Annotated in this window: 24 protein-coding genes; 11 read left to right on the top strand and 13 right to left on the bottom strand. The window is 67.5% G+C overall.

Features of this window, described 5'->3' with window-relative positions:
- Position 1 precedes the first annotated feature (1 nt).
- Positions 2-487, bottom strand: a complete 486-nt coding sequence (gene tsaE / locus OXC99_02275) for a tRNA (adenosine(37)-N6)-threonylcarbamoyltransferase complex ATPase subunit type 1 TsaE (protein ID MCY4623824.1) — start codon at positions 485-487, stop codon at positions 2-4.
- On the bottom strand, positions 484-1,491 hold the full coding sequence (gene thiL / locus OXC99_02270; protein ID MCY4623823.1) for a thiamine-phosphate kinase: 1,008 nt from the start codon (positions 1,489-1,491) through the stop codon (positions 484-486). The genes tsaE and thiL overlap by 4 nt, the downstream gene beginning before the upstream one ends.
- Between thiL and OXC99_02265 the strand changes: the two genes are divergently transcribed.
- The 6 genes from OXC99_02265 to OXC99_02240 all read left to right on the top strand — a co-directional run bounded on the left by OXC99_02265 (position 1,490) and on the right by OXC99_02240 (position 6,991).
- Positions 1,490-2,272: a metallophosphoesterase family protein gene (locus OXC99_02265; protein ID MCY4623822.1), complete on the top strand. Its 783-nt coding sequence runs from the start codon at positions 1,490-1,492 to the stop codon at positions 2,270-2,272. The two genes, thiL and OXC99_02265, sit on opposite strands and share 2 nt — an antisense overlap.
- Before the next feature lie 153 nt (positions 2,273-2,425).
- The gene (locus OXC99_02260) at positions 2,426-3,211 is read left to right on the top strand and encodes a hypothetical protein (protein ID MCY4623821.1); all 786 of its coding nucleotides are present in this window, start codon (positions 2,426-2,428) and stop codon (positions 3,209-3,211) included.
- The gene (locus OXC99_02255; protein MCY4623820.1) at positions 3,198-3,893 is read left to right on the top strand and encodes a site-2 protease family protein; all 696 of its coding nucleotides are present in this window, start codon (positions 3,198-3,200) and stop codon (positions 3,891-3,893) included. The genes OXC99_02260 and OXC99_02255 overlap by 14 nt, the downstream gene beginning before the upstream one ends.
- A gap of 75 nt (positions 3,894-3,968) precedes the next feature.
- Positions 3,969-4,964, top strand: coding sequence for a prephenate dehydrogenase/arogenate dehydrogenase family protein (locus OXC99_02250; GenBank protein MCY4623819.1), 996 nt, complete (start codon positions 3,969-3,971; stop codon positions 4,962-4,964).
- A 105-nt stretch (positions 4,965-5,069) separates the two neighbouring features.
- The gene (locus OXC99_02245; GenBank protein ID MCY4623818.1) at positions 5,070-5,702 is read left to right on the top strand and encodes a guanylate kinase; all 633 of its coding nucleotides are present in this window, start codon (positions 5,070-5,072) and stop codon (positions 5,700-5,702) included.
- Between the two features lie 140 nt (positions 5,703-5,842).
- On the top strand, positions 5,843-6,991 hold the full coding sequence (locus OXC99_02240) for a glycerate kinase (protein MCY4623817.1): 1,149 nt from the start codon (positions 5,843-5,845) through the stop codon (positions 6,989-6,991).
- A gap of 28 nt (positions 6,992-7,019) precedes the next feature.
- Here OXC99_02240 and OXC99_02235 read toward each other — a convergent pair whose 3' ends face one another.
- From OXC99_02235 to OXC99_02225, 3 genes are read right to left on the bottom strand one after another with little or no spacing between them, the layout of a single operon-like run.
- Complete coding sequence (locus tag OXC99_02235) at positions 7,020-7,715, bottom strand: LUD domain-containing protein (protein MCY4623816.1); 696 nt, start codon at positions 7,713-7,715, stop codon at positions 7,020-7,022.
- On the bottom strand, positions 7,705-9,141 hold the full coding sequence (locus OXC99_02230) for a LutB/LldF family L-lactate oxidation iron-sulfur protein (GenBank protein ID MCY4623815.1): 1,437 nt from the start codon (positions 9,139-9,141) through the stop codon (positions 7,705-7,707). Before OXC99_02230 ends, OXC99_02235 begins: the two co-directional genes overlap by 11 nt.
- Entirely contained in the window at positions 9,138-9,890 is a 753-nt protein-coding gene (locus OXC99_02225) for a (Fe-S)-binding protein (protein MCY4623814.1), read from the bottom strand. The genes OXC99_02230 and OXC99_02225 overlap by 4 nt, the downstream gene beginning before the upstream one ends.
- Before the next feature lie 168 nt (positions 9,891-10,058).
- Here OXC99_02225 and OXC99_02220 point away from each other — a divergent pair, with 168 nt between their 5' ends.
- A complete protein-coding gene (locus OXC99_02220; protein MCY4623813.1) occupies positions 10,059-10,451 on the top strand; it encodes an OadG family transporter subunit in 393 nt (130 codons plus the stop codon).
- Positions 10,452-10,548: 97 nt separating this feature from the next.
- Positions 10,549-11,601, top strand: a complete 1,053-nt coding sequence (locus tag OXC99_02215) for a sodium ion-translocating decarboxylase subunit beta (protein MCY4623812.1) — start codon at positions 10,549-10,551, stop codon at positions 11,599-11,601.
- A 71-nt stretch (positions 11,602-11,672) separates the two neighbouring features.
- Here OXC99_02215 and OXC99_02210 read toward each other — a convergent pair whose 3' ends face one another.
- Both OXC99_02210 and OXC99_02205 read right to left on the bottom strand, forming a co-directional pair.
- Positions 11,673-14,045, bottom strand: coding sequence for a hypothetical protein (locus tag OXC99_02210; protein MCY4623811.1), 2,373 nt, complete (start codon positions 14,043-14,045; stop codon positions 11,673-11,675).
- A gap of 228 nt (positions 14,046-14,273) precedes the next feature.
- A complete protein-coding gene (locus OXC99_02205) occupies positions 14,274-16,328 on the bottom strand; it encodes a sodium-translocating pyrophosphatase (GenBank protein ID MCY4623810.1) in 2,055 nt (684 codons plus the stop codon).
- A gap of 184 nt (positions 16,329-16,512) precedes the next feature.
- On the opposite strand from OXC99_02205, the gene OXC99_02200 reads away from it, so the two are divergent.
- Both OXC99_02200 and OXC99_02195 read left to right on the top strand, forming a co-directional pair.
- Complete coding sequence (locus tag OXC99_02200; protein ID MCY4623809.1) at positions 16,513-16,866, top strand: hypothetical protein; 354 nt, start codon at positions 16,513-16,515, stop codon at positions 16,864-16,866.
- 13 nt (positions 16,867-16,879) lie between these two features.
- Complete coding sequence (locus OXC99_02195; GenBank protein ID MCY4623808.1) at positions 16,880-17,296, top strand: VOC family protein; 417 nt, start codon at positions 16,880-16,882, stop codon at positions 17,294-17,296.
- A gap of 5 nt (positions 17,297-17,301) precedes the next feature.
- Here OXC99_02195 and OXC99_02190 read toward each other — a convergent pair whose 3' ends face one another.
- From OXC99_02190 to OXC99_02170, 5 genes are all read right to left on the bottom strand, one after another.
- Positions 17,302-17,634: a hypothetical protein gene (locus OXC99_02190; protein ID MCY4623807.1), complete on the bottom strand. Its 333-nt coding sequence runs from the start codon at positions 17,632-17,634 to the stop codon at positions 17,302-17,304.
- Positions 17,635-17,678: 44 nt separating this feature from the next.
- Positions 17,679-18,221: a GNAT family protein gene (locus tag OXC99_02185; protein ID MCY4623806.1), complete on the bottom strand. Its 543-nt coding sequence runs from the start codon at positions 18,219-18,221 to the stop codon at positions 17,679-17,681.
- A gap of 13 nt (positions 18,222-18,234) precedes the next feature.
- A complete protein-coding gene (locus OXC99_02180; protein ID MCY4623805.1) occupies positions 18,235-19,164 on the bottom strand; it encodes a fumarylacetoacetate hydrolase family protein in 930 nt (309 codons plus the stop codon).
- Positions 19,165-19,193: 29 nt separating this feature from the next.
- Positions 19,194-21,791: a M1 family metallopeptidase gene (locus OXC99_02175; protein MCY4623804.1), complete on the bottom strand. Its 2,598-nt coding sequence runs from the start codon at positions 21,789-21,791 to the stop codon at positions 19,194-19,196.
- A 122-nt stretch (positions 21,792-21,913) separates the two neighbouring features.
- Positions 21,914-22,156, bottom strand: coding sequence for a hypothetical protein (locus tag OXC99_02170; GenBank protein MCY4623803.1), 243 nt, complete (start codon positions 22,154-22,156; stop codon positions 21,914-21,916).
- A gap of 173 nt (positions 22,157-22,329) precedes the next feature.
- Between OXC99_02170 and OXC99_02165 the strand changes: the two genes are divergently transcribed.
- Positions 22,330-23,601, top strand: a complete 1,272-nt coding sequence (locus tag OXC99_02165) for a Rieske 2Fe-2S domain-containing protein (protein MCY4623802.1) — start codon at positions 22,330-22,332, stop codon at positions 23,599-23,601.
- Positions 23,602-23,712: 111 nt separating this feature from the next.
- Here OXC99_02165 and OXC99_02160 read toward each other — a convergent pair whose 3' ends face one another.
- Entirely contained in the window at positions 23,713-24,099 is a 387-nt protein-coding gene (locus tag OXC99_02160) for a RidA family protein (GenBank protein ID MCY4623801.1), read from the bottom strand.
- Positions 24,100-24,171: the final 72 nt, after the last annotated feature.

Below are 24,171 nucleotides of genomic sequence, written 5' to 3'. Positions count from 1 at the left end.
GCTAGACGCTCCTCGCGGCGGACGTCTGCTCCAGCCACTCGGCGACTGCCGGGTTGCGCGGCTCGGCGCACGAGACGGTAATGTCCCTGCCGTCCTCGCCTGATGCCTGCAGGTCGACCCAGAGACTGTGCGCGGGGAAGGCGTGGGGCGCGCGGTCGGCCCACTCGACCACCGTGACGCCGTCGCTGATCAGGTACTCGTCCAGGCCCAGTTCGCCCAGCTCGCCGAGGTCTTCCACGCGGTAGAGGTCGAGGTGGTAGAGCGGCAGCCGCCCCTCGTACTCGGTCGCCATCACGAACGTCGGGCTGCGCGGCCGTTCCGGCACGTCGAGGCCCAGGGCGATGCCCTGCGTCAGCGTCGTCTTGCCCGCGCCGAGGTCGCCGGTCAGCAGCAGGGCGTCGCCGGGCTGCAGCCGCCGCCCCAGCTCCGCGCCGATGTGCAGCGTCTCCTCCGCGCTCCCGCTCGCTATGTGCAGCCTGACGCTCATCCGAAGTGGTCCCATCCCTTGCGAGGAGGCGCCATCGCATTGCCCTTATCATCTACCACGACAACTTCTCCGGATGTCCCTGAGATTATCTCACCAACAACGTGAACGCCGCAGGCTGGCCCGCTCCCAATCGACGCCATCAGCCGCGGCGGCGCGGTGAAGAGCAGCTCGTAGTCCTCGCCGCCGTTCAGCGCCATCGTCATCGCCTCGTCCGGGAACGCGGCGAGCGCGGCGGCGTGCACCGGGACGCATGCCGCGTCGAGCCGGGCGGCGCATCCGGCGGCCGCGCACAGCTTGCCCAGGTCGTCCACGAGCCCGTCCGTTATGTCCATCGCACTCAGGACGCCCGCCTCGGCGAGCGCCGCGCCCTCGGCGACGCGCGGCCACGGGCGGCGGTGTGCGTCGAGCAACGGCTTGGCGTCGGCTCTCCCGGCAGTCGATGCCCCTTGCAGCACGGCGAGCCCCGCCGCCGACGCGCCCAGCGAGCCCGTCACGGCAATCAGGTCGCCCGGCCGCGCCGCCGAGCGCAGCATCGGCTCATGTTGCAGCGTGCCCGTCAGGGCGACAGTGATGAACAGCGTCGGCGAGGCAACGACATCGCCCCCGGCCACGCTCGCGCCGAACTCTGCCGCGGCCTCCAGCAGGCCGTCGTACAGCGCGTCGATGTCCTCCACCCGGGTGTCCGGCGGCAGGCCGAGGGTCACGACCGCCGCGCCCGGCCTGGCGCCCATCGCGGCGATGTCGCTCAGGTTCGTGGCCAGCGCCTTCCAGCCGAGATCGTCCCAGCCCGTCGTGGCGAGCGTGAAGTGCGTCCCGTCGACGATGGTGTCGGTGGTCAGCGCCTCAGCCGCGCCCGCAGTGTCCCACACGGCAGCGTCGTCGCCGATGCCGACGCGCACGTGGAGCGGCGGCTCCTTGCGTTGGGATGCGCCGGCGGTCGAGGCGGACACGCGCCGGGACAGGCGCGCTATGAGGCCGAACTCCCCAAGTTCCCGTACCAGCATGAACCGAATTATACTTGAGCCGCCAGCTACGGCCAAGGTGAGGAACATGCGCTGCCTTGTGGTGGCCGATGTGCACAGCAACCTGGAGGCCCTCAACGCGGTCATCGCACACGCGGAGGCGTCCGGCGGTTTCGTGCGCGTCCTCTGCCTGGGCGACGTCGTCGGGTACGGGCCGGACCCCGGCGAGTGCCTCGCGTTGCTGCGTTCCTACCCCCACGCCGCGGTCGCCGGCAACCACGATCTGGCCGCCATCGGCGAGCTTTCCGTCGAGACGTTCAACCCCGCGGCCCGCGCCGCTGCGCTGTGGACGCGCCACCGGCTCACGCCCGGCGAGCAGGACTACCTTCGCTCGAACCTGCTCCGCCACGAGGAGGCCGAGGCCACGCTGGTGCACGGCACGCCGCGCGAGCCGGTGTGGGAGTACTTCCTGCCCTGGCTTATGCCCCCGGAGGTCACCGGCGAGTGCTTCAGCCTCTTCGACACTCCCCTGTGCCTGCTCGGCCACTCGCATCTCCCTTTCGCTTGCGACGAGTCCGGCGTCGTCACGCCGCTCCAGCCCGGCATGTCAGTCGCCCTCGACGGCGCTCGCTTGATAATCAACCCCGGCAGCGTCGGCCAGCCCCGCGACGGTGACCCTCGCGCCGCCTACGCCGTCTATGACACCGCAGCCCGCACAATCACCCACCACCGCGTGCCCTACGACATCGAGCGGACGCAGGTGAAGATGGCGGCCGCCGGCCTCCCGGACTCGCTGGCCGCGCGGCTGAGCTTTGGGCGGTGAGCCACCGTGAGACCAGGCACTGATGCCTTGCCATCAGGCGCTTGCCCCCCTGCGCCATGCCCGCGCCCAATCTCGGTGTGCTACCATACGTGTAGCCTCTCGGCGAACCGAAAACCCGCGCACCGCCGACGGGCACTCCACCTGTGAGGCAATATGAGCAAGCTGATTCAACGTATTGAACGTCTGGGCAAGGATGCGCCCGCGCCCATGGGCTTTGGCGCGGCCGCCCGGCGGCAGCCGATGCCCACCATGCTCCTCCTCGCGGCCACCGCCGAGCCGCGAGCCGTCGCCAACGCGGACGGTATCGCGCTCGACGGCGTCATCTTCCGCGGCGACGGCGCAGATGCGGCCGCCGCGTCGCAGGCCATGCAGTCGCTGCCCGGCGTGCCCTGGGGCGCGCAGGTCAACGCCCTCGCCGCTGACGACGTGAGCGCCCTCGTGGACGCTGGCGCCGACTTCGTCTCCCTGACCGGCCTCACGTCCTCGCTGGATGCGCTGCGCAACGAGGACGTCGGCAAGCTTTTGGTGATTCCGGTCGACCTGAAGGAGGAGCACGCGCACTCGCTGGAGGTCATGCCCGTCGACGCCGTCGTCTATGCCGACGCCGTCGCGTCTCCGTTGACGCTGGAGGTGCTCATGCACCTGGCGACGGCCCGCTGCGAGATAGGCCGTCCGTTCCTGCTGCCTGTCCATGGCGCGCTGACCGCGTGGGAGCTCGAATGCCTCCGCGAGATTGGCGTCGAGGGCGTCGTCGCGGACCTTGAGACCACCAACGCCGACGCCTTGAAGGCGCTCTCGGAGGCGATCCGCGGGCTGCCGCGCCGCAAGTCCCGCAGCGAGGGCCCCTCTGCGGTGCTGCCGCGCATCAATAGCCGCTCCCACCCGCAGCACGACGATGACGACGACTTCGACCCGGACGACCCCGATGATCTTCCGTAACATCGGCATCCTGGGCGAGGACCCGGCGGCCTTCTTCATCTTCACCGCCATGCTCCTCCTGGCGGTGGTCGCCAGCGTCACCTTCCACGAGTTCAGCCACGCCCTGACCGCCAGCTCCCTCGGCGACGACACCGCGCGGCGGCTCGGGCGGTTGTCACTGAACCCAAAGGCGCACCTGGACCCCGCGGGCAGCATCATGTTCTTGCTGGCCGGTTGCGGCTGGGGCAAGCCGGTGCCGGTGAACGGCCACGCCTTCGGAGCGAACGCGCTCAAAGCCATGATGCTGGTCGCCTTCGCCGGCCCCCTGTCCAACTTCGTGCTGGCCTTCCTGATTGGGCTGCTGTTCAAGCTGGGCATCGTGGAGTGGCCGTACAACGTCGTCTTCACGCCGCTGGAGTCGGGGGCGCCGGTGTCGATGGTCATCGGGCAGTTCTTCGCCATGTGGCTCTTCCTGAACCTCATCCTCGGCGTGTTCAACCTGATTCCGCTGGCCCCGCTGGACGGCTCCAAGGTTGCGGCGGGCCTGCTCCCCCGCGCCCTCGCGATACCTCTCCTCCGGCTGGAACCCTACGGCCCGGGCATTCTACTCGTCGTCATCATGCTGGACATCATGTTTGGCGTGGGCATCCTCGCATGGATCATCGGCCCGCCCATCCGCTTCCTTCAGGGCATCGTCCTGTAGCACGCCTTGCCGCAAGAACCAAATACCCGCGTATAATAGGTGCACGAATCGAGCGCCGGGAGAATGGGAGCCTTCATGGACAAGATCGCCATCATCGGACTGGGGCTCATCGGCACGTCCATGGGCCTCGCCATCCGGCAGACGCAGAACAAGGACTTCGAGGTCGTCGGCATCGACCTGGAGCCGTCCTACACCTCGACGGCCCGGAAAATGGGCGCCATCGACCGGGAGGCGCGCACGATCCCCGATGCCGTGCGCGACGCGAGCATCGTCATCGTCGCTATCCCCGTCCTCGCCATGCGCGACCTCTTCGAGTTCATCGCCGAGTTCCTCTCCCCGGGCGCAATCGTCACAGACACCGGCAGCACCAAGGCTGACGTGGTCTCATGGGCGGAGGAGTTGCTTCCGGACGGCGTGAGCTTCGTCGGCGGCCACCCGATGGCGGGCAAGGAGACCTCCGGCCCCAAGGAGGCCGAGGCCGCCTTGATCAACGGCGCCGTCTACGCCATCTGCCCGGCCCGCAGCGCCACTGCGGAGTCGGTGCAGGTCATCGTCTCGCTGGTGCAGGCCATCGGCGCCAAGCCCTACTTCGTCGACCCCGCGGAGCACGACAGCTACGTCGCCGCCGTGAGCCACCTGCCCTTCATGCTCTCCGTCTCGCTGGTCAACACGGCGACTAGGAGCGCCGGCTGGCGCGAGATGGGCAAGCTGGCGTCGAGCGGTTTCCGCGACATCTCCCGCTTGGCGTCCGGCGACCCCGTCATGCACCGCGATATCGCCGTGACCAACCGCGACGCCATCGTGTACTGGATCGACGAGCTCATCAAGGACCTGCACCGGCTGCGCGGCATGGTCAAGGACGATCAGGCCGCGCTGGAGCGGGCGCTCGTCGAGGCGTGGGAGGCCCGCGCTCGGTGGATGCTCGGCCGCGAGGGCGAAGAGGACTCCCCCACCGAGGGCCTCAAGGCCTCCGACCAGTTCATGGGCATGCTGCTGGGAGACACGGTGGCCAGGCGGTTCCGTGACATGGGCCAGGAAAAAGAGGACCCGACGATCTACAGGCGGGACTAGGCTGCCACTCGGCGGCAATGCGGGAGTGAACGGCATGATCGTGGCGACAGCCCCGCCGGCCTGCCCCCGGATCCAACGCCCCACGCCGCGCCCGGGCGGTGACGCGTGACCTCGCCCAATGACGCAACGCTCCCCGTGGCGCTCGCGCCTCATCCCCTGATGATGGTCGTGTCCGGCCCCTCTGGCGTCGGCAAGGACGCCGTCCTCCTGCGCCTCCGCGAGCGGAAGTACCCGGTGCATTTTGTCGTGACGGCAACCACGCGTCCCCGGCGGCCCACGGAGACCGACGGCGTCGACTATATCTTCCTCGACCGCGATGCCTTCGAGCAGAAGCTTGCCGAGGGCGGCTTTCTGGAAAGCGCCGAGGTCTATGGCCATCGCTACGGCGTCCCCAGGGACCAGGTGAGCGATGCGTTGGCCAGCGGGATGGACGTCATCATCAAGATCGACGTCCAGGGCGCGCAGACCATCAAGCGGCTGGACCCTGATGGCGTGTTCGTCTTCCTCGCGCCGCCGTCCCTGGAGGAGCTGGAGCGCCGCCTGCGCGCCCGCGAGAGCGAGCTGACCGTCGACCTGGAACGCAGGCTGGAGACCGCCCGGCACGAGATGGAGCGCGTGCCCATGTTCGACTACGTCGTCGTGAACGAGAACGGCCGCATCGACGACACGGCGGAGGCCCTTGAGTCCATCATGCGCGCCGAGCGTTGGCGCTACCCCCGCCGCTCTACTGCGCTCTAGGCCCCCTCGTCGTTCCTGCGAAGGCAGGAACCCCGGCAAACCCTCCCCGCCCACCTCCAGGCGTAGGGGCGGTTCGCGAACCGCCCGTCCCGCGGCAGCGGGAACTGGCCCACCGGCCCGCCGACCGCTACCCTGTCCCTATGAAGATCGTCATCGCCCCGCAGGCGTTCAAGGGCACCCTGTCCGCCGGGCAAGCCGCCGACGCCATGGCCGAGGCCGCCCGCGCCGCGTACCCCACCGCCGGCATCGTACGCTGCCCCATGGCCGACGGCGGCGACGGCACCCTCGACGCCCTCGTGGAGGCCACCGGCGGCGCGTACCACGCCGTGGACACCACCGGGCCCCTCGGCGAGCCGGTCACCGCCCGCTGGGGCGCCCTCGGCGGCGGCGACACCGCCGTCGTCGAGACCGCGCAGGCGTGCGGCCTCGCCCTGCTTCCCCCCAACGTCCGAGATCCGCTCCACGCGACCACCTACGGCGTCGGCTCCGTAATCCGCGCCGCGCTGGACGTCGGCTACCGGCGCATCATCCTCGGCATCGGCGGCAGCGCCACCAACGACGGCGGCGCCGGCCTCGCAACGTCGATGGGCGTCCGCCTCCTGCGCGCGGGCGGCGAGCCCATCGCCCCCGGCGGCGCAGGCTTGCTTGACCTCGCCGCCATCGACGCCTCTGGGCTGGACGCGCGGCTCCGGGACACGGAGCTGATCGTCGCCACGGACGTGACCAACGTCCTGTGCGGCCCCGCAGGCGCGGCGGCCACCTTCGGCCCGCAGAAGGGCGCTTCTCCCGAGGACCTCGCGACGCTGGACCGCGCGCTGGGGCGCGTGGCGGACATCGCGCGACGGGACCTTGGCGTGGACGTGTCCGGCATTGCGGGCGGCGGCGCGGCCGGCGGCATGGGCGCGGGGTTGGTGGCCTTCCTCGGCGCGCGCCTCGCCTGGGGCGCCGACATCGTCGCCGAGGCCGTCGGCCTCGACGCGCGGCTGGAAGGGGCGGCGCTCGTGGTCACCGGCGAGGGCCGTCTCGACTGGCAGACCGCCTACCACAAGGCCCCCGCTGTCGTCGCGAACCGCGCGGTGGCACGCGGCATTCCCGTGCTCGGCGTCGGCGGAAGCCTCGGCCCCGGCTGGCGCAAGCTCTACGCCGAGGGGTTCACGGCGCTGACGGGCATGGCGACGGGCGCAGTCTCCCTTGAAGACGCGATAGCGCACCCAAGCGAGCGCCTGGCGCGGGCGACGTTGCGAGGGCTGCGTGCGATGCGGCGTCGCAGCCGCCTCCGTTCGTCCTGAGCCTGTCGAAGGGCGCTGGACCGCGGCGCTACTCCTCGATGATCACCAGATACACCACCCCCGGCCCGTGCACCCCCACCACCAGTGTCTGCTCGATGTCCGCGGTGCGGCTGGGCCCGCTGACGAGGTTCATGTACCAGGTGGTCTCCTCCGCCGCCGCGAGCTCGGCAAGGCGCATCGCCAGCACGTCGTCCAGCGTCCCGACGACCTGGTCCGCCGTCGCGACGGCCACATGCACCGGCGGCAGTAGCGACGCCTGCCGGCTCATCCCCTTGCGCGGCACAAGCGCCACAGAGGCCGTCTCCGCGATGACGGCGTCCACGCCCGTGACGCCAACCGCCGCCGCGGCCGCCGTAGCCTGCCGCTGCGCAGCGTCGAGCCCGCCGGGGCCCTCCGCCAGCACGACACTCTCCATGCCCGCGCCACTGAGCGCGTCGTCGAGCGACATCCGTTCTAGCACGTCGTGGGCCGTCCGCACGACCGTTCCCGCGCCGTGCCCCTTCGCGATCTCGACGACACGGGCGGTTGCTTCATCCGCATTGGCCGCTCGTACGAAATGCCAGCTCTGCAGCCCCGCGCTCCGTTCGAGCTGCGCGAGCAGTTCATCGCGTGACGGCGTTGACGACGCGGCCGTCGGCGGTGCTGCGCTCGGCGGCGCGGCGCTGCTCGGCCCCGAGGCCAGCGCGGCGCGGATTCCCGCGAGGAACTGTTCCCTATCCGCCACGGCTGCCCCCATCCTTGCGCCAGCGAGCGCGGAATGGCCGCATGGCGGCGCGGGGGAAGTCCCGCGTGCGCGTCCAGCCCGAGAGCGGCGGCGGAAGCCATCGCAGCACACCCTGTCGCGAGAGCGGCCACTGCGCTGCGGACGTGACCTTCCCCGCCAGTGTGAACAGACGCGGCCCGGCCACCGTCTTCCGCCATGCACGCATCATCAACGACTCCACACTTCGGGGCACCCGCGTTTCCGGCGGACCCTCGACGGCGTCGCTGCGCAGCTTGAGCAGCATCCGAGGGATGTCGATCTTCAGCGGGCACACGTCGCGGCACGCGCCGCACAGCGTCGACGCAAAGGGCAGGTCCTTCGCCTTTGGCACGCCCACCAGCGACGGCGTTACCACCGCGCCAATCGGCCCCGGGTACACCCAGCCGTAGGCGTGGCCGCCCACCTTGCCGTACACCGGGCAGGCGTTCAGGCACGCGCCGCACCGGATGCAGTACAGCGCCTCGCGCAGCTCCGGGTCGGCCAGCATCCGAGAGCGCCCATTGTCGAGAATGACCAGGTGGAACTCCTGCGGCCCGTCCTCCTCGCCGCTGCGACGCGGGCCCGTGACGAAGGAGACGTAGCTCGAGATCCGCTGCCCCGTCGCCGAACGCGTCAGGAGCGGCAGGTACGTCGCGACGTCGCGGAGGCGCGGGATGACGCGCTCCATCCCCATAGTCGCCACGTGTACACGCGGCAGCGACGAGCACATGCGCCCGTTGCCCTCGTTGGTGACCATGACGATGGTGCCCGTCTCCGCCACCCCGAAGTTGGCGCCCGTCATGCCCATGTCCGCTTCCAGGAACTTCTCCCGCAGCACCTTTCGCGCGACGCCCGCCAGCGCCGTTATGTCGCTCTCGGCGGGCGTGCCCAAAATGCGCTCGAAGAGCTCGGACACCTCCTCCTTCGACTTGTGCAGCGCGGGCGCGATGATGTGGTAGGGCGCTTCGCGCGCTAGCTGAATAATGTACTCGCCCAGGTCCGTCTCCACCGGCTCGATGCCCATCGCCTCCAGCACGTCCGCGATGCCCATCTCCTCGGACACCATCGACTTGCTTTTGATGACGGTCTTGACGCCGTTGTCCGCCGCCACCTTGGCGACGTACTCGTTGGCCTCCGCCGCGTCCCTCGCGAAGAAGACGTGGCCGCCCGCCCGTTCGACGTTGCGCGAGAGTTCGTCAAGGTAGTAGTCGAGGTGCTCGAGCGTCTCCCGCTTGATCTCGCGTGCGCTCTGGCTGAGAGCGTCCCACCGCTCCTGCCCATACTCCGCGATGGCGTCTACGCGCCCCTGCCGGAAGTTCACCAGCCGGTCCAGCGACTCCTGGATCGTCGCGTTGCCGAGGGCCTCGGCAGCCTGCTCCTTGAAATGTTCCGAGAGCACGTCCGTCATGCCCGCTCCCCCTCGATGCCCTCGCACAGCAGCTCCGCGAGGTGCACCGCCCGCGTCCGCGAGCCCTGCCGCCGCAGCGCGCCGCCCATGTGCATCAGGCAGCTCGAGTCGACGGCTGTGAGCACGCTAGCGCCTGTCACCTCGACGTTTCGCAGCTTCTCGCGCAGTATCGCCGACGAGATGTCCGCAAACTTCACCGCAAACGTGCCCCCGAAGCCGCAACACGATGCCGAGTCCTTCATCTCGGCAAGCTCGGCGCCGTCGACTGCCGACAGCAGCTTGCGCGGCTGGGCGCCCACGCCGAGGTCCCGCAGCGCGTGGCAGCAGTCGTGGTACGTGACCCGCGTCGGCGACGGCAGGTGTGCCCCCACGTCCTCCACGCCAAGCACGTCCACCAGGTACTGCGAGAGTTCGTAGGTCCGCGCCTGCAACGACGCGACCTCGGCAGCAAGCTCCGGGTAGCCGCGCAGCAGGTCGGCGTAGTGAGTGTGGATGGTTGCGACGCAGGACCCTGACGGCGCGACGATCGTCTCGCTGTTGCGGAAGACCTCGATGAAGCGCTTGGCGACGGCTGTCGCGTGCGAGCGGTAGCCGCCGTTCAGCGCGACCTGCCCGCAGCACGTCTGGTCGGCAGGGAAATCGACCTCGACGTTGAGGTGACGGAGGAGCCGGACCGTCGCCTCTCCGACCTCTGGGTAGAACTGGTCCACAAGGCACGTCACGAACAGGGAAACGCTCTTTTGGGCCATAACACTCCCGCTGGAAAAGGTCTAAGTACCCTAGCAGGGGCGGCAACCTGTCGCAAGGGCAAGGTGAGCCGGAAAGGCACGCATAACAGGGCCAAAAGCGCGATGCTGCAATGGCATTGGACAATGCGCCCGGCTACAATGTCATGGCCGCCAGTGCAAAGGAGTCCCATGGACGAGCTGCAGAAAGGGTTTGAGATCGCGGGCACGGGTGTCGGTGTGGTGTTTGCCGCGCTGGTGTCGCTGGCCATTGTGACGGCGCTCCTCGGCAAGGCGCTCATGCGAGGTGAAGCGGAGCCCGTATCGGACAGCGCGGCGCCCGCGCCCGTCGTTGCCGATGCCGGCGAAGCAAGCGCCCCCGCGGACGACCGCCCCGTCGCCCCCGCGATGGTCGCGGCGATGGCGGCGGCGGTGCAATTCGTGCGGCGCAGTTTCGGCTCGGGCCAAGCCTCAACGCCGCGGCGAGAAACGGCGGAGGCCGCCGGCGCATGGCGCGTGCAGGGGCGGCAGGCGTTCATGTCATCGCAGGGCAACCGTGTGCGCCCTCGGAATGCCCGGGACTGACCCCATCTCCACCTGAAGGAACACAGTGCTAACCGGCGAAATTCCCTTCGACAGCCAGTTCTTCAGCGAGGTTGTGAGCCTCTGGAAGAACGGCGTGATGGTCCTGATTGCGCTGGGATTCATTTTCCTGGCGATCCATAAGGGCTTTGAGCCGCTGCTGCTCATCCCCATCGGCGTGGGCATCATGCTGGCGAACGTCCCCTTTGGCGGCCTCGGCGAGGACGAGGGCCTCCTGGTGCTGCTCAAGCGTTACGGCCTGAGCACAGAGCTCTTCCCGCTGCTGATGTTCCTGGGCCTCGGCGCGCTCACGGACTTCACGCCGCTCATCCAGCGGCCCTGGATGGCGCTGCTGGGCGCGGCGGCGCAGATAGGCATTTTCGGAACGCTGCTGGGGGCCATTGCGCTCGGGTTCACGCTGGAGAACGCGGGGGCCATCGGCATCATCGGCGGCGCGGACGGCCCGACGGCAATCTTCGTTTCCATTCGCCTCGCCGACGAGGCGCTGCTCGGTCCAATCGCCATCTCGGCCTACTCCTACATGGCGATGGTCCCCATCATCCAGCCTCCCATCATGCGCGCGCTCACGTCCAGGTCCGAGCGCATGGTCGAGATGCCCTACGAGCCCCGCCCCGTCCCGAAGCTGCTCAAGCTGCTTTTCCCGCTGACCGTGCTGCTGCTGGCGGTCCTCTTCGCGCCGGGCTCCATCCCGCTCATCGGCATGTTCATGTTCGGCAACCTGCTGCGCGAGAGCGGCGTTGTCGAGCGCCTCTCCTCCACGGCGCAGAACGAGCTCATCAACATCGTGACCATCCTGCTCGGCCTCACCGTGGGCGGGACGATGGTGGCCGACGCCTTCCTGGACGTCGATACGTTGAAGGTGTTCGGCCTGGGGCTGGTGGCCTTCTCGCTGGCGACGGCGGGCGGCGTGGTCTTCGGCAAGATCATGTACTTGGCGTCAGGGCGAAAGGTCAACCCGCTGCTCGGGGCCGCCGGCGTCTCCGCCGTGCCGATGTCGGCTCGCGTGGTGCATCGCGTGGCGCTGGAGGCCAACCCCAACAACTACCTGGTCATGCACGCGATGGGGCCGAACGTGGCGGGCGTACTGGGCTCGGCAATCGCCGCCGGAGTTATTCTGAATATGGTGGGGTAGCAAGGCGGCGACCGCCGCCAGTGTCATCCTCAACATGGTTGGCTGGCAGCCGGGCGAGCAGCCTCGGCGCGCTACGGCAGCAGCAGCCCGATGTCGCGGAGCTCTGGCGAGCCCTCGTTCCAGTAGGGCAGGCCGGTGATCAGCCGGGCCGAGACCAGCGACTCGATGGCGCCGATTTGCGCGCTCGCGTTCCCCAGGATCCGCGTCACGTAGAGCCGCGCCTCTCCCGGCGAGAAGTCCACCAGGTAGTCGAAGACCTCCCGTGCCGTGTCCGCCGGTATGGCGAGGTTGTTCAGCAGCACCGTCCGCTGCCGGCGCAGTTCAGGGTCGGACAGGATTGCGAGCCACAGCACCAGTTGGCCGCGAGCGTGCTCGCTGGTCTCGGCGCTGGACCGCAGGTTGCCCACGCGCATCTGCACGAAGTTCTCGTAGCCGCTGAGGCGCGGGTAGAGCAGCAGGTCCAGGCCCGCCAGGGACTCCAGCGTCCGGAAGAAGACCGCCTGGTGCGCGTATGCCTGCGCCTCCCGCAGGGCCACGACGTTGATGTCCGGCTGGTCGTTCAGCGAAGTGTTGGCCTGCGCCTGCAGGAAGTGGCCGAGTTCATGCGCGATGATGCTCACCACGTCCATGGGCGTCCTGTTGCTGCGGACGACGATGCGCGCCGCGCCGCGCCAGTCCGAGTAGTAGCCGGCGAATCCCTTGGCCATCGCGCACCGCTGCAGGTAGATGTCGCGGGCGCTGCCCGAAAGGTTCGGCGCGACGTCATTGCACTCGGCGTCCACCCACGCGGTGAACTCCTCGTCCGTGATGATGCTGATGCCTAACGCCTCCTCTTCCAGGGAGCGGTTGTAGATGGACTGGTAGACCATGTCCACGAGGTCGATGACGTCCTGGCGCATCTCATCTGAGCTGCTCAAAAGCGCGGTGGACGACCGGATGCCCTCCAGGGCCGCCAGCCGGCTGCGGCGTTCGGCGTCGTCCAGCGGGGCGCCCCCGCGCGGAGGCGCAAAGCCGGTGCGCCAGTTGGTCGGCCTGCGGGCGAGGGGAGTCTCCTCGCCGTCCGATGTGCGCATCCGCAGCTCGACGCTGTGGATACCGGGCGCGAACGCCGCCGGGATCGGCTCGTCGACGATGATGTCGATGGCGCCGGCGTCCAGGCCCTCGCGCTCCCACGTGTGCACCACCTCGCCGCTGATGAGGAGCTCGATCGTGTAGGGGTCGGTGACCGCCGCGCCCGCATTCCTCACGGCCCAGTTCGCGTAGGCCTGTGAGTTCAGGTAGGCGTTGCTCGCCTGCGAGGTCTCGCCGAGGTAGCTGCTGACCACGAGGGACCCGGACCACCCGGAGAGCGTGTAGCCGGTGACCGCCGGCTGCCCGGCAATGGCGGTCTGCGCGGGCGCGGGTTGCGCGACGGCAGGCCCGGCCCAGGTGAAGTCCACGGAGATCACGTTATCGGTCTCGTCGGCCTCGGTGACGAGTCCCGTCGGGTCCAGCGCCAGGGTCAGGGTGTGCCGGCCGGGCGTCACGTGAATGGTGTTCAGCAGTTCGTGCCACGGCGGTGAGACAACGGCCTCATCGGCGATCAGGCCGTGCTGGTTGAACTTGGTGACAAGCACGCCGTCCAGGTAGACGTACACCAGGAAGAACCGGCTGATGCTGGAGAGACCGCCGTTGCGGTAGGCGATCTGCAGCGCCGGGTCGGCGCCGTTCACCGCCGCGCTTATCGATGCGGGAACGCCCTCCAGCCTGACGGCGTCCTGCCAGCCCTCGGGCAAGTAGGGCGTCAGGTTGGGCAGCCGCTCCGGAGCGATCGTGGTGGCGCCGTTGCCGTTGGGCAGATCCGGCCACTCAAAGGTGACGGAGACGCTGTTGCCCTGCATGTCCAACGGCTGCAGGTAGCCGGTCGAGTCCACCACCAGCTCCAGCGTGTGGCTGCCCGGCGACAGGTGGGCGCGCAGCGGCAGATTCTCCCAATCGCGGACGGTCTGCACTTCGCCCGAGGTTAGCCCGAAGGAGGCCCACCGCTCCACGGGCACGCCGTCCACCAGCAGGTCGACGGAGAAGGGCACGGACGCGTCGTCGGGCCCGCCGTTGGTCACGGCCCAGCTGACGTACATCTGCCCGTCGGGGCCGATGGGCCCGCTCTCAGTCGCCTCAGGCTGCCCGGACACGATGAGCGAAGACGCCCAGCCCTCGGGCTTCGCGGGCCGGAGGGAGACGGCGAAGGGAATCGGCGAAGGGAAGATGCCGTTCGCCGAGCCGTTGCCAACGGGCGTGGACGCATCTACGAGAAGCGGCGACGGCGAGGGCAGCGGTGCGACGGCCGTGGGTGTAGGCGGCAATGGCGTGGGAGGGGCGGCTGTGGTGATATCGCAGCCCATGGGCAGCATTACAATGAATACCGCCAAGGCCGCCAGCGCAAGCGCTGACTTCGACTTGACCATGATGGCCCTGCCTTGTTATCTACAGCGGGAGTAATCAAAGGGAGTGGGTCCACTCCCAGTGTACCACGCCGCTAACTGTGGAACGCTGTCCGTCCCAGTTCTCCGGATGGCCCGCCAATACGTGCCGGACCACGCTTCACCCAATATCTTGGCCGCACCGCACGTGCTTGTCAAGTTCTAAGAAAGTTCTTATATCGTGACCAGTGCGGTGCGGCCTTTCATGCACCCCTAGATGAATTGCGGCGCAAACACCAGTGCCACAATTGACATCAGCTTCAACAGGATGTTCAGGGACGGGCCGGAAGTGTCCTTGAACGGGTCGCCGACGGTGTCGCCAACCACAGCGGCCTTGTGCGGCTCGCCACCCTTGCCCTCTAGGGCGCCTGCTTCGATGTACTTCTTGGCGTTGTCCCAGGCTCCGCCGCTGTTCGCCATGGTGATGGCGAGCAACGACCCGGCGGCGATGGCGCCGATGAGCAGACCGCCCACTGCCTCTTTGCCGAGGAATGGGGTCATCCCAACCGCAATCGGAACGATGACCGCGAGCAGTCCCGGTACGATCATCTCGCGCAGCGCGCCCTTGGTGCTGATGTCCACGCAGCGTGCGTACTCCGCGCGCACGCCCTCTTTCCCTTCCCGGAGCCCCGGGATCTCGTTGAACTGCCGCCGCACCTCTTCGACCATGTCCTGCGCGGCGCGGCCCACAGCTTCCATCGTGAGCGCGCTGAACACGAATGGCATCAGTGCGCCGATGAGGAGGCCCACCAGCGTGGAAACCTCCAGCAGGTCAATGGCCTCGAGTCCGACAACATTGGCGTAGGCTGCCATGAGCGCCAGGGCCGTGAGGACGGCCGAGCCGATGGCGAATCCCTTGCCCGTGGCGGCCGTAGTGTTGCCCAGGGAGTCCAGGGCGTCCGTCCGCTCCCGGACCTCCGGGTCCAGGTGGGCCTGCTCCGCAATCGCGCCTGCATTGTCGGCCACGGGCCCGTAGGCGTCAGTGGCCAGTGTGATTCCGAGGGTGGAGAGCATGCCGACGGCCGCGATCGCGATGCCGTACAGTCCCGCAAGCTCGTGAGCGCCGATGACGGCGGCAGCAATGACGAGGATCGGGATGACGGTGCTGAGCATCCCCGTAGCGAAACCGCTGATGATAACCGTTGCGGGGCCGGTTACTGCGCGTCCGGCGATGCCGCGGGTCGGCTTGTATTCATAGCTGGTGTAGTACTCAGTGCTGACGCCGATGATGACCCCGGCCCCAAGTCCGACGGCTACCGCGCCCCAGAGCTGCCAGACGCTATCCATTCCCAGACCGGCCTGAGACTCTATCACCCAGTAAATGGCCCCGAACGAACCGGCGAGCGCCAGGATCGCGGCGGCAAAGATACCCCGCCTCAGGGACCAGAGGAGACTTCCAATGTTGGTGGTCTCGCCCGTGCGCACGAGGAACGTGCCGATGATGGACGCCACGATGCCGACTGCGGCGATGGCGAACGGGAGCACGCTCAGGGGCGCCTCGCGTGAAATCGTCTCCGGCGCGCCGAGGAACGCCGCCCCGGTGGCTGCCAGCGCGAGGCTAGCGATGATCGAGCCGACGTAGGACTCGAAGAGGTCGGCCCCCATGCCGGCCACGTCGCCGACGTTGTCGCCCACGTTGTCGGCAATGACGGCGGCGTTGCGCGGGTCGTCCTCCGGGATGCCCGCCTCCACCTTGCCCGCGAGGTCGCCTCCCACGTCGGCGGCCTTGGTGTAGATGCCCCCACCGACGCGGGCGAAGAGCGCAATGCTGGATGCGCCAAAGCTGAACCCTGCGACAACGTTGGGGTCCTCGAAGATGATCCAGAGGATCACCGCGCCAAGGAGCCCGATGCCGACTACGGTGACGCCCATGACGCCGCCGCTGGAGAAGGCAATTCTTAGGGCACGATTCAGGCCGGTGCGCGCCGCTGAAGCGGTTCGCATGTTGGCTTTCACCGCGATGCGCATGCCCGCAAAGCCCGCCACCGCGGACGCTATGGCGCCCACAAGGTAGGCGTAGGCCGTCCTCTCGTCCTGACCCTCACCATAGAGTCCTAGCGCCAGCAGGACGATGAAAACAATGACAACGAATCCAGCCAGGACCGTATACTCGCGCTTGAGGAAGGCATTCGCGCCCTCCTGGATGGCTGCGCCGATCTCCTTCATGCGATCGGTTCCTTCGTCCGCAGCAAGGACGCGCATAGCCAGGAACGCAGCAAAAACAAGTGCAGCCAAGCCCGCCACAATGGCCAATATCAGGCCGTCCAAGGGAGTCACCTCCGTATCGACTTTGGGTGTCTGTCTCAGGCAATTGCCGAAAGTATCACGAAATTCGTCGCGGGTCAAGGAAACTGAGCTATGCGCAGGTAGGGGTTTTGGCGTGGGGAAACGCTATACTGCCCTCACCAACAAACTGAGTCGCGGCTTCACCTAGACATCAGGAGGCGCCACCATGCACGTCACGCGCATCTACACCGGCGACGACGGCAAGTCCCACTTCGAGGTAGTCGACCTCGACTTCAACCCAAGGGGCGATGGCCAGTCCGAGGCAACCCCGCCCTCGAACGCCAAGCACGCCTTCTTCACCCGCCAGTCGGCCGGCTACGTCCTCGACTGGCACTGCGCGCCCGGCCGCCAGTACGTCATCACCCTGGAGGGCGAGGGCGAGATCGAGGTCGGCGACGGCGCCACCAAGCGCTTCGGCCCCGGAGACGTCCTCCTCGCCGAGGACCTCACCGGCCAGGGCCACGTCACCCGTGTAGTAGTCGGCAAGCCCCGCACCATGATGTGGGTCCCGCTGGATTAGGGAGGGCAACTCCATGATCGACAAGGAACGATTCAGTCCGCCGTCTGCCGGCGGCATTGTCCTTAATTCCGGTGCCGTAGTGTTGGATGTCAACGACATTGAAAGGGAAGCAGCATTCTGGAGTGTAGTAATTGATGAGGAGCCGGGGCCTCTTCGTGGTGATGGTGGATGGCTAACGGTAGGTGAACTCGCTCCCGCGATGTGGTTGGTGCTTCAGAGAGTCCCTGAGGCTAAGTTGGTTAAGAACCGCTGCCACCTTGACTTTCATGTTACTGATGTCGACGAAGCACTTCGAAAGATAATTGTTCTCGGTGGAAGCCAAGTTGGCGAAATCCGGCCTGGAGGCGGAGTCACCTGTGCTGACCCTGAGGGTAACGAGTTCTGCATCGGAGCGTTTAAACGCGATAAGTCAGGAAACAGAGTCTACTAGCCCCCTTAGTCCTTCAGCATCATGATGAACTGCGTACATTCCGTCACGTCCTCGTGCGTGTGCCCCTTGCCGGTGACGTCCTCCATCAGCCGAACGTCGCCGGGGCCGAATCGCTGCTTCGTGCCGTCGCTCAGCCCGATCTCGATCTCGCCCACGAGCTGAATGATCAGTCGCCGCTCCGGCAGCGGGTGGAAGTCCATCCACCGCAGCTCCGAGTAGTGCCGGATGCCCGCTTCCGTGACGTTGTTGAACGCCTCCAGGTAGGCATGGTCGTCCAGCGACAGCGGCTCGATGTGGCTCTCCCCGTTCTCGTCAGGGAACACGCGGTACATCGCCATCGTTCACGCTCCTTCCGATTGCCGGCCGCCCGCCGCCCGCTCGGCTACGGCCGCCACTCGTCCCTCAGCGCCGCGAACAGCACGTTGTCGAGCGCCTCGTCCTCCTTCATGCTGGCCTTGCGCAGCAGCCCCTCGCGCTGGTACCCGGCCTTCTCCAGCACCCTCGCCGACGCGTGATTGCGAGCGAAGATGTGCGCCTCAATCCGGATGAGTCCGAGCGACTCGAACGCGTAGTGCGTCAAGGCCTTCACCGCGGCGGTCACGATGCCCTGGCCCCAGAACGGCTTCCCCAGCCAGTAGCCGATCTCGGCCGAGTGCCGGTAGTCGGCGTCCCGCAGCGTGAGTCCGGCGCTGCCGATGGGCCCGTCGGCGTCGCAGATGGCGAAGGTTGAGAGCGTGGTCCGTCCGGCATTCAGCGCAATCCACTCGTCGGCGTCCGCAGACGTGTACGGGCGGGGGAAGCGGTCGTACAGCTGCCTCCAGACGTCGTAGTCGTTGGCAAACGTGACGAACCGCTCCCGGTCGGCGTTCTCCCACGCCGACGCCCAGTCGCGCAGGGCGAACCCGTTGCCGATCTCGATGTCCATGGCCGAGCGGCGCCTACCCCGCCGGCATCGGCCGCGACTGCCGCCCCGGCCCGCCGGTGCCCTCGCGGATGTCCTTGGCCGTCGCCTCGTCGACGCCCTTCGGCCAGCGGCGCTTCAACGGGTCGCTCACACTGAACGTGAAGCTGCCGATGCCCTCGATGCCCATCTCGATGGTCTCGCCGTCCTGCATCGCGCCGAGTCCCTGGTGATTCGTGCCCATGAACAGCACGTCGCCGGCGCTGATCTCCTCGATCGCCGCCACGTACTCGATCGACTCCGCGATGGAGTGCGCCAGGTCGCTCGTGTTGTAGTTGGGCCGTACCTCACCGTCGACCTTGAGCGTGACCTGCAAGTTCTCCGGGTCGGCAATCTCGTCCTTGGTCACGATGCACGGGCCCATGGGGCAGAAGGTGTCGTAGGACTTGTGCTCCGAGATCGGCATCGTGTTCGGCACCCGGCCCCCGCCGCCGGACATGCGCGCCGAGACGTCCACGCCCGCGGTGTAGCCGAAGACGTGGTCCATCGCCTCCGACGCCGGGATGTCCTTCCCGCCCTTGCCGAAGACCAGCAGCAGCTCCGCCTCGTGGTGGAAGATGTTGGCGTCGACGTCCGGCAGTACGACGGTGTCGCCCGGCCCGATGATGCTGTCGAGCGCCTTGGTGAATCCCCACATCGGCGATGGCTCCCGCGCGCCAAACTCCCGGAAATTGCCGCCCATGCAGAGGACCTTGTTGGGGCGCGGCAACGGGGCCCGTAGCTGCGCGCCCTCGACCGGCGTACCCTCCGCGGCCCGCGCCTCGAGCTGCCCTTTCAGGTCGTCGTAGTTGGTGATCAAGTGGACCATCGCGGCCTGGCCGCCGCCGGGACTGATGTCGCTTACGTCAATTACTCCCGCATCGGTCAGGATGCCCGGCTGGTTGTCGTTGTACATCACGAGCTTCATTTTTTCCTCCTAGTCTTGCGTCGTCCGAATTATCGCCCCGCGAACCAGTCCGCAACGTCGTCCTTGTTGCGCTCCACCCACGCCACGTTGAGCTCCAGCCCCTCGATGGTCTGCCGCACCGACCGCTCCGCCGCCGGCGCAGGGTGCGACTCGTAGAACTCGCGCACCTCGTCGAGCTTCTCCCGCGTCGTAAAGCCGCGCGGCAGCCCGACAATCCGCATGAGCATGAACCCGCCGTGTCCATAGCGGTCCATGAAGGTGTCCCAGTTGTCCTTCAGAAAGTCCCACGCGAGCTCCTTGCCCTTCGGGTTGGCCGAGACTGCGCCCACCACGGACACGGTGTCCTGCGACCGGACGTCGTCGGTAAGCGAGCGCTGCAGGACGTCACTGATGAGCTCCGGGTCCGGGATGCGCGTGAGCGAGATCAGCAGCCGGACCTTTTCCTCCTGCGACTCCGCGCTCTTCTGCAGTTCCCACAGCTTGTTGTACGTGTCCGTGTCGCCCTGCTGCGCCGTAAGGCTGAACACAACCCCGCGAAGGTCAGGCCGCAGCGTCGACGGGTCCTCCAGGTACAGCTCGAACCGGCGCCGCGCCTCCGCGAGCACCGCCGGGTCGTCGTAGTAGCCCGCCTGCCCGAGGGCCACGCTGCGCAGGATCGCGTCGAGGTGCCCATCGCCCGGCTTCGGCTCCCAGCCCATCCGCTCGGCGAGGGGGCTGAACAGCCCCTGGCACAGCGCCTTGAACGCCGGGTAGCACGCCTCGTCCGAAAGCAGCGTGTCGAGGTCGCCGAGGTTCCCCGCGAGGTCGCGCCACACGCTGGCGTCCGTCTCGTCGCGGTACCCCTCGGCGAGTGCGAGGAACTGGCTGATCGGCAGGTACCCCGCCCGCGCAAGCGCGTACGCGTCGTTCTGCAGGCCGAGCCGGTCCGTGTCCGACAGCGCGCGAGACGTGACCGCGGGGATGAGCGCGTCCCAGTCGCGCGGGCTGAGGTTCACCCGGTAGAAACCGGTCTGGCCCGCGTTGACCTTGAACCATGAACCTTCGGTGCTGGGCGCGGGCGGGAGCACGATGGTGTCCTCGCGGGACTCCATAAGCGTCGCCAGTCCGCCGTCGTCCCAGGACGCCGCAACGTTGAGCGGCACCTTCCACGAAGATTCGTCGTCTCCAACGTCCTCCGCGATGTTGCTGAGCAGGAACCGCGACTGCGACACGTCCAGCTTCACGCCGTCCGGCTCGTGGCGCGACCCGACGGTGAGCACCGGGTAGCCCATCTGCCCCGTCCAGGTGTCCATCAGCGCCTTGACCGGCTTGCCCGACGCATCCTCAAGCGCCGCCCAGAGGTCGGCCGTGCGCGCGTTGTCGTACTGGTGGGCGTCCAGGTAGCGGCGCAGGCCCTCCCGGAACGTCTCCTCGCTCAGGTAGTGCTCCAGCATCCGGATGGTGGACGCGCCCTTGCTGTAGCTGATGGCGTCGAAGAGCTCCTCCACCTCGGCCGGCGTGTGGACGGTCGCCTCGATGGGGTGCGAGTTCTTCAGGCCGTCGAGGTTGAAGGCGCGGATCGTGTCGTTGGCGACAAACTGTGTCCACATCTTCCACTCGGGGTGGATGTGGTCGACCGCCTTGTCGCCCATCCACGAGGCAAAGCTCTCGTTGAGCCACAGGTCGTCCCACCACTGCATCGTGACGAGGTCGCCGAACCACATGTGCGCCATCTCGTGCGATACGACCTCCGCCACGCGCTGACGCGTCGCCGCGGGGCTGATGGCCGGGTCGACGAGGAGCGCCGTCTCGCGGTACGTGATGATGCCCCAGTTCTCCATTGCCCCCGCCGCGAAGTCCGGGATGGCGATGTGGTCCAGCTTCTCCAGCGGGTACGGGATGCCGAAGTAGTCGTTGAAGTAGGTGAGCAGCGCGACCGAGGTCTCCAGCGCAAACCGTCCCTGTTCCTCCTTGCCGCGCGTCGTCAGCACCCTGATCATCGTCCCGTTCGCCGCCTCCTGCTCGATGGAGCCCAGCTCCGCGACCACGAACGCCAGCAGGTACGTCGACATGACCGGCGATTCGCCGAATCGCACCGTCTTGGTGTCGCCGTCCACCGTTTCATCCACTGCGGGCATGTTGGAGATGGCGTCCATGTCCGACGGGACCGTCAGCGTGACCTGGAAGCTCGCCTTCATGGCGGGCTCGTCCCAGCACGGGAGCGCTCGCCGCGCCGACGACGGCTCGAACTGCGTGGTCGCCATCGTCCGAGGCGTGCCGTCCTCTCGCGTGTAGGTGCTCCGGTAGAAGCCGGTGAGCCGGTCGTTGAGCTCGCCCGTGAACGAGATGCGCAGCACGGCGGGCCCGGGCTGGACGGCCGAGGGAAAGCGGATCGCGACCGTCTCGTCGTCGGCGTTCATCTCGATGTCGGTGGCGTCGACCTGCGCGTTCCCGGCGTCCATCAGGCTCGCCGAGTGCACGGTCATCTCGCACGCGTTCAGCACGACGGTGTCCGTCGCCTCCAGCACCTCGATGTCGATGGACTCCTCGCCGTCGAAAGTGAAGGCCTCCAGATCGGGCGTCAGGTGGACGGCATAGCGCAGCGGCCTGACGTTCTTGGGCAGTAGTACAGCTTGCGATTCGGGCATGTGCCGGGGTCCTCCTTAGTTGGCGGTGTGCCCGCCGCGCTACGTCGCATCACATAGCAATCCGCACAAGCGAGGGGCAACCCTAGCTTACACGCTGACGCCCAATGCTGGAACCCGTCTCCTCACTCCGCCGTATACCCCATGCCGATGAGCTCCTGCCGCACCCCCGCAAGAAACTCCGCGAGTGGCGACGTCAGCGGCAGCGTGATCTCGATCTCGCCATTGCTGCTCTGCTGCACCGCGCCGGGGTCCTCCTTCGTGAGCTCCACGCTGATGCTCTCCCGGTCGATGGAAAGGGCGTCGGTTACGTCAAATACGGCGGCCATGTCCGCCATGGTGATGATGTCGCTGTGACCTTCGGTCATTCCGTTCTCCCTGCGTGCCGCTCACGACGCCGCGCTCACGGGCACACGTTGATGTCAATTGACACGCTGTCTGGGCCGCGCTAGCATCGCCCTAGATTCTACCCCGAATTCGAGAACGAGACCCGTACAGACCAGAAGGAGGAATCGTCGTGCTAAGTGTCGAAGAAAATGACATGCTCACGCAAACAGGCCCCGGCACCCCCATGGGCGACCTGTTCCGCCGCCACTGGATCCCCGCGCTCCTGGCCGAGGAGATTCCCTCGGCGGACTGCCCGCCCGTCCGCGTGACGCTGCTCAGCGAGAAGCTCATCGCCTTCCGAGACTCCAACGGCAACCCAGGCCTCGTCGACGCCTACTGCCCCCACCGCGGTGCGCCGCTGTTCTTCGGCCGCAACGAGGAGGCCGGCATCCGCTGCGTCTACCACGGCTGGAAGTTCGACGTCTCCGGCAAGTGCGTCGACCTGCCCAACTCGCCCGAGGGTGAGACCTACAAGGACAAGGTGAACGTCAAGGCCTACCCGTGCTTCGAGGGCGGCGGCATGGTCTGGACCTACATGGGCCCGGCGGACAAGGAGCCCCCGAAGCCCGGCTTTGAGTGGCTGGAGTTCGGCGAGGACCGCCGCTACGTCCGCAAGTACCACCTCCGCTGCAACTACTTCCAGGCGCTCGAGGGCGACTACGACCCCTCCCACGCCTTCTTCCTCCACAGCACGCTGGACAACAACGAGGGCAACCCCGGCCGCCGCTTCGGCGCGGGTGTGTTCAACAGCTTCCTCAACCGCACCTACGCCGACTACATCGACACCGACTACGGCGTCATGAACGTCGCCGTCTCCCGCACCTCCGACGGTCAGCAGCAGGCCAACGTCGGCCACTTCTACATGCCCTGCTACAGCTCCGCCGGCATCTCCGGCCCGGACGTCTACTCCAGCAACATGCGCATCCCCATCGACGACGAGAGTTGCTACATGTACCGCCTGCGCTGGAGCTACAACCCCTTCACGCAGCAGCAGGTCATGGAGGACAAGTACGGCGGCTACACCTACCCGGAGCAGATACCGGGCTCCTTCATGGCGAAGGAAAACAAGGACAACGACTACCTCGTCGACCGCATCGCCCAGAAGAACTATTCCTACACGGGCATCAAGGCCTTCCCCATCCAGGACCTCGCCCTCGTCGAGGATCAGTGGGGCCCGCGCGCCGACCGGAGCAAGGAGCGCCTGGTAAGCTCGGACGAGTCCATCATCAAGGTGCGACGCCGCCTCATAAACGCCGCCCGCGCACTGATGGAGGGTGTCGAGCCCTCAGGCCCCACGAACCCTGAGGCCTACCGCGTCCACACGGCCCGCGTCACCGTCCCCGGCGACATGCCCCCGCTGGAGGCGGTCGATCTGGTCAAGTCCAGAATGGCCGGCCCAACGACCTGGGTGCCCACCAAGGCCTAGCGCCGGTCATAGCCATGCACACCACAGGAGCGCCTTGCCGGACCGGCAGGGCGCTCCTCTTTCGATCTGTCATTCCGGCGAAAGCCGGAATCCAGAGGCGGGGACGCCTCCCTAAAACACAGCCGTCGCCTCAATCTCCACCTTCATCGTCGGCTCCGCCAGCTCCGCGATGCCTATGAGCGTGTTCGGCGGATAGTTCCCCTGAAAGAACTCCTCGAAGATCTCGCCAAGCTCCGCCCCGTGCGACCGCCACTCACCGATGCTCGTCACGTACGTCACCAGCCGCACAATGTCGCCAAGCGACTGCCCCTCGCGCTCCAGGATGCGCCGGATCCGGTCGAGCGTCACCCGCACCTGTGCCGGCAGGTCGCCGTGCTCCGACTCGCTCCCGCCCGCCGTCGTCCCCGCGAAGAAGAACAGGTCGCCCGCCCGCGCCGCTCGCGAGTAGTTGCCAATCGTCGGCGCAATGTCCGGGTAGTTGTGATAGCTTTTCTCCACAGGTTCCTCCTCTATTAGCGGTTTTCGGTGAATGTAGTCGTTGATCACACCGCCGTCAAAGAGGGTGGGGGT

This window comes from Chloroflexota bacterium (assembly GCA_026713825.1).
Classification (GTDB): Bacteria; Chloroflexota; Dehalococcoidia; order Lucifugimonadales; family UBA1127; genus UBA1127.
This window is presented reverse-complemented; position numbering and strand designations above follow the sequence as displayed.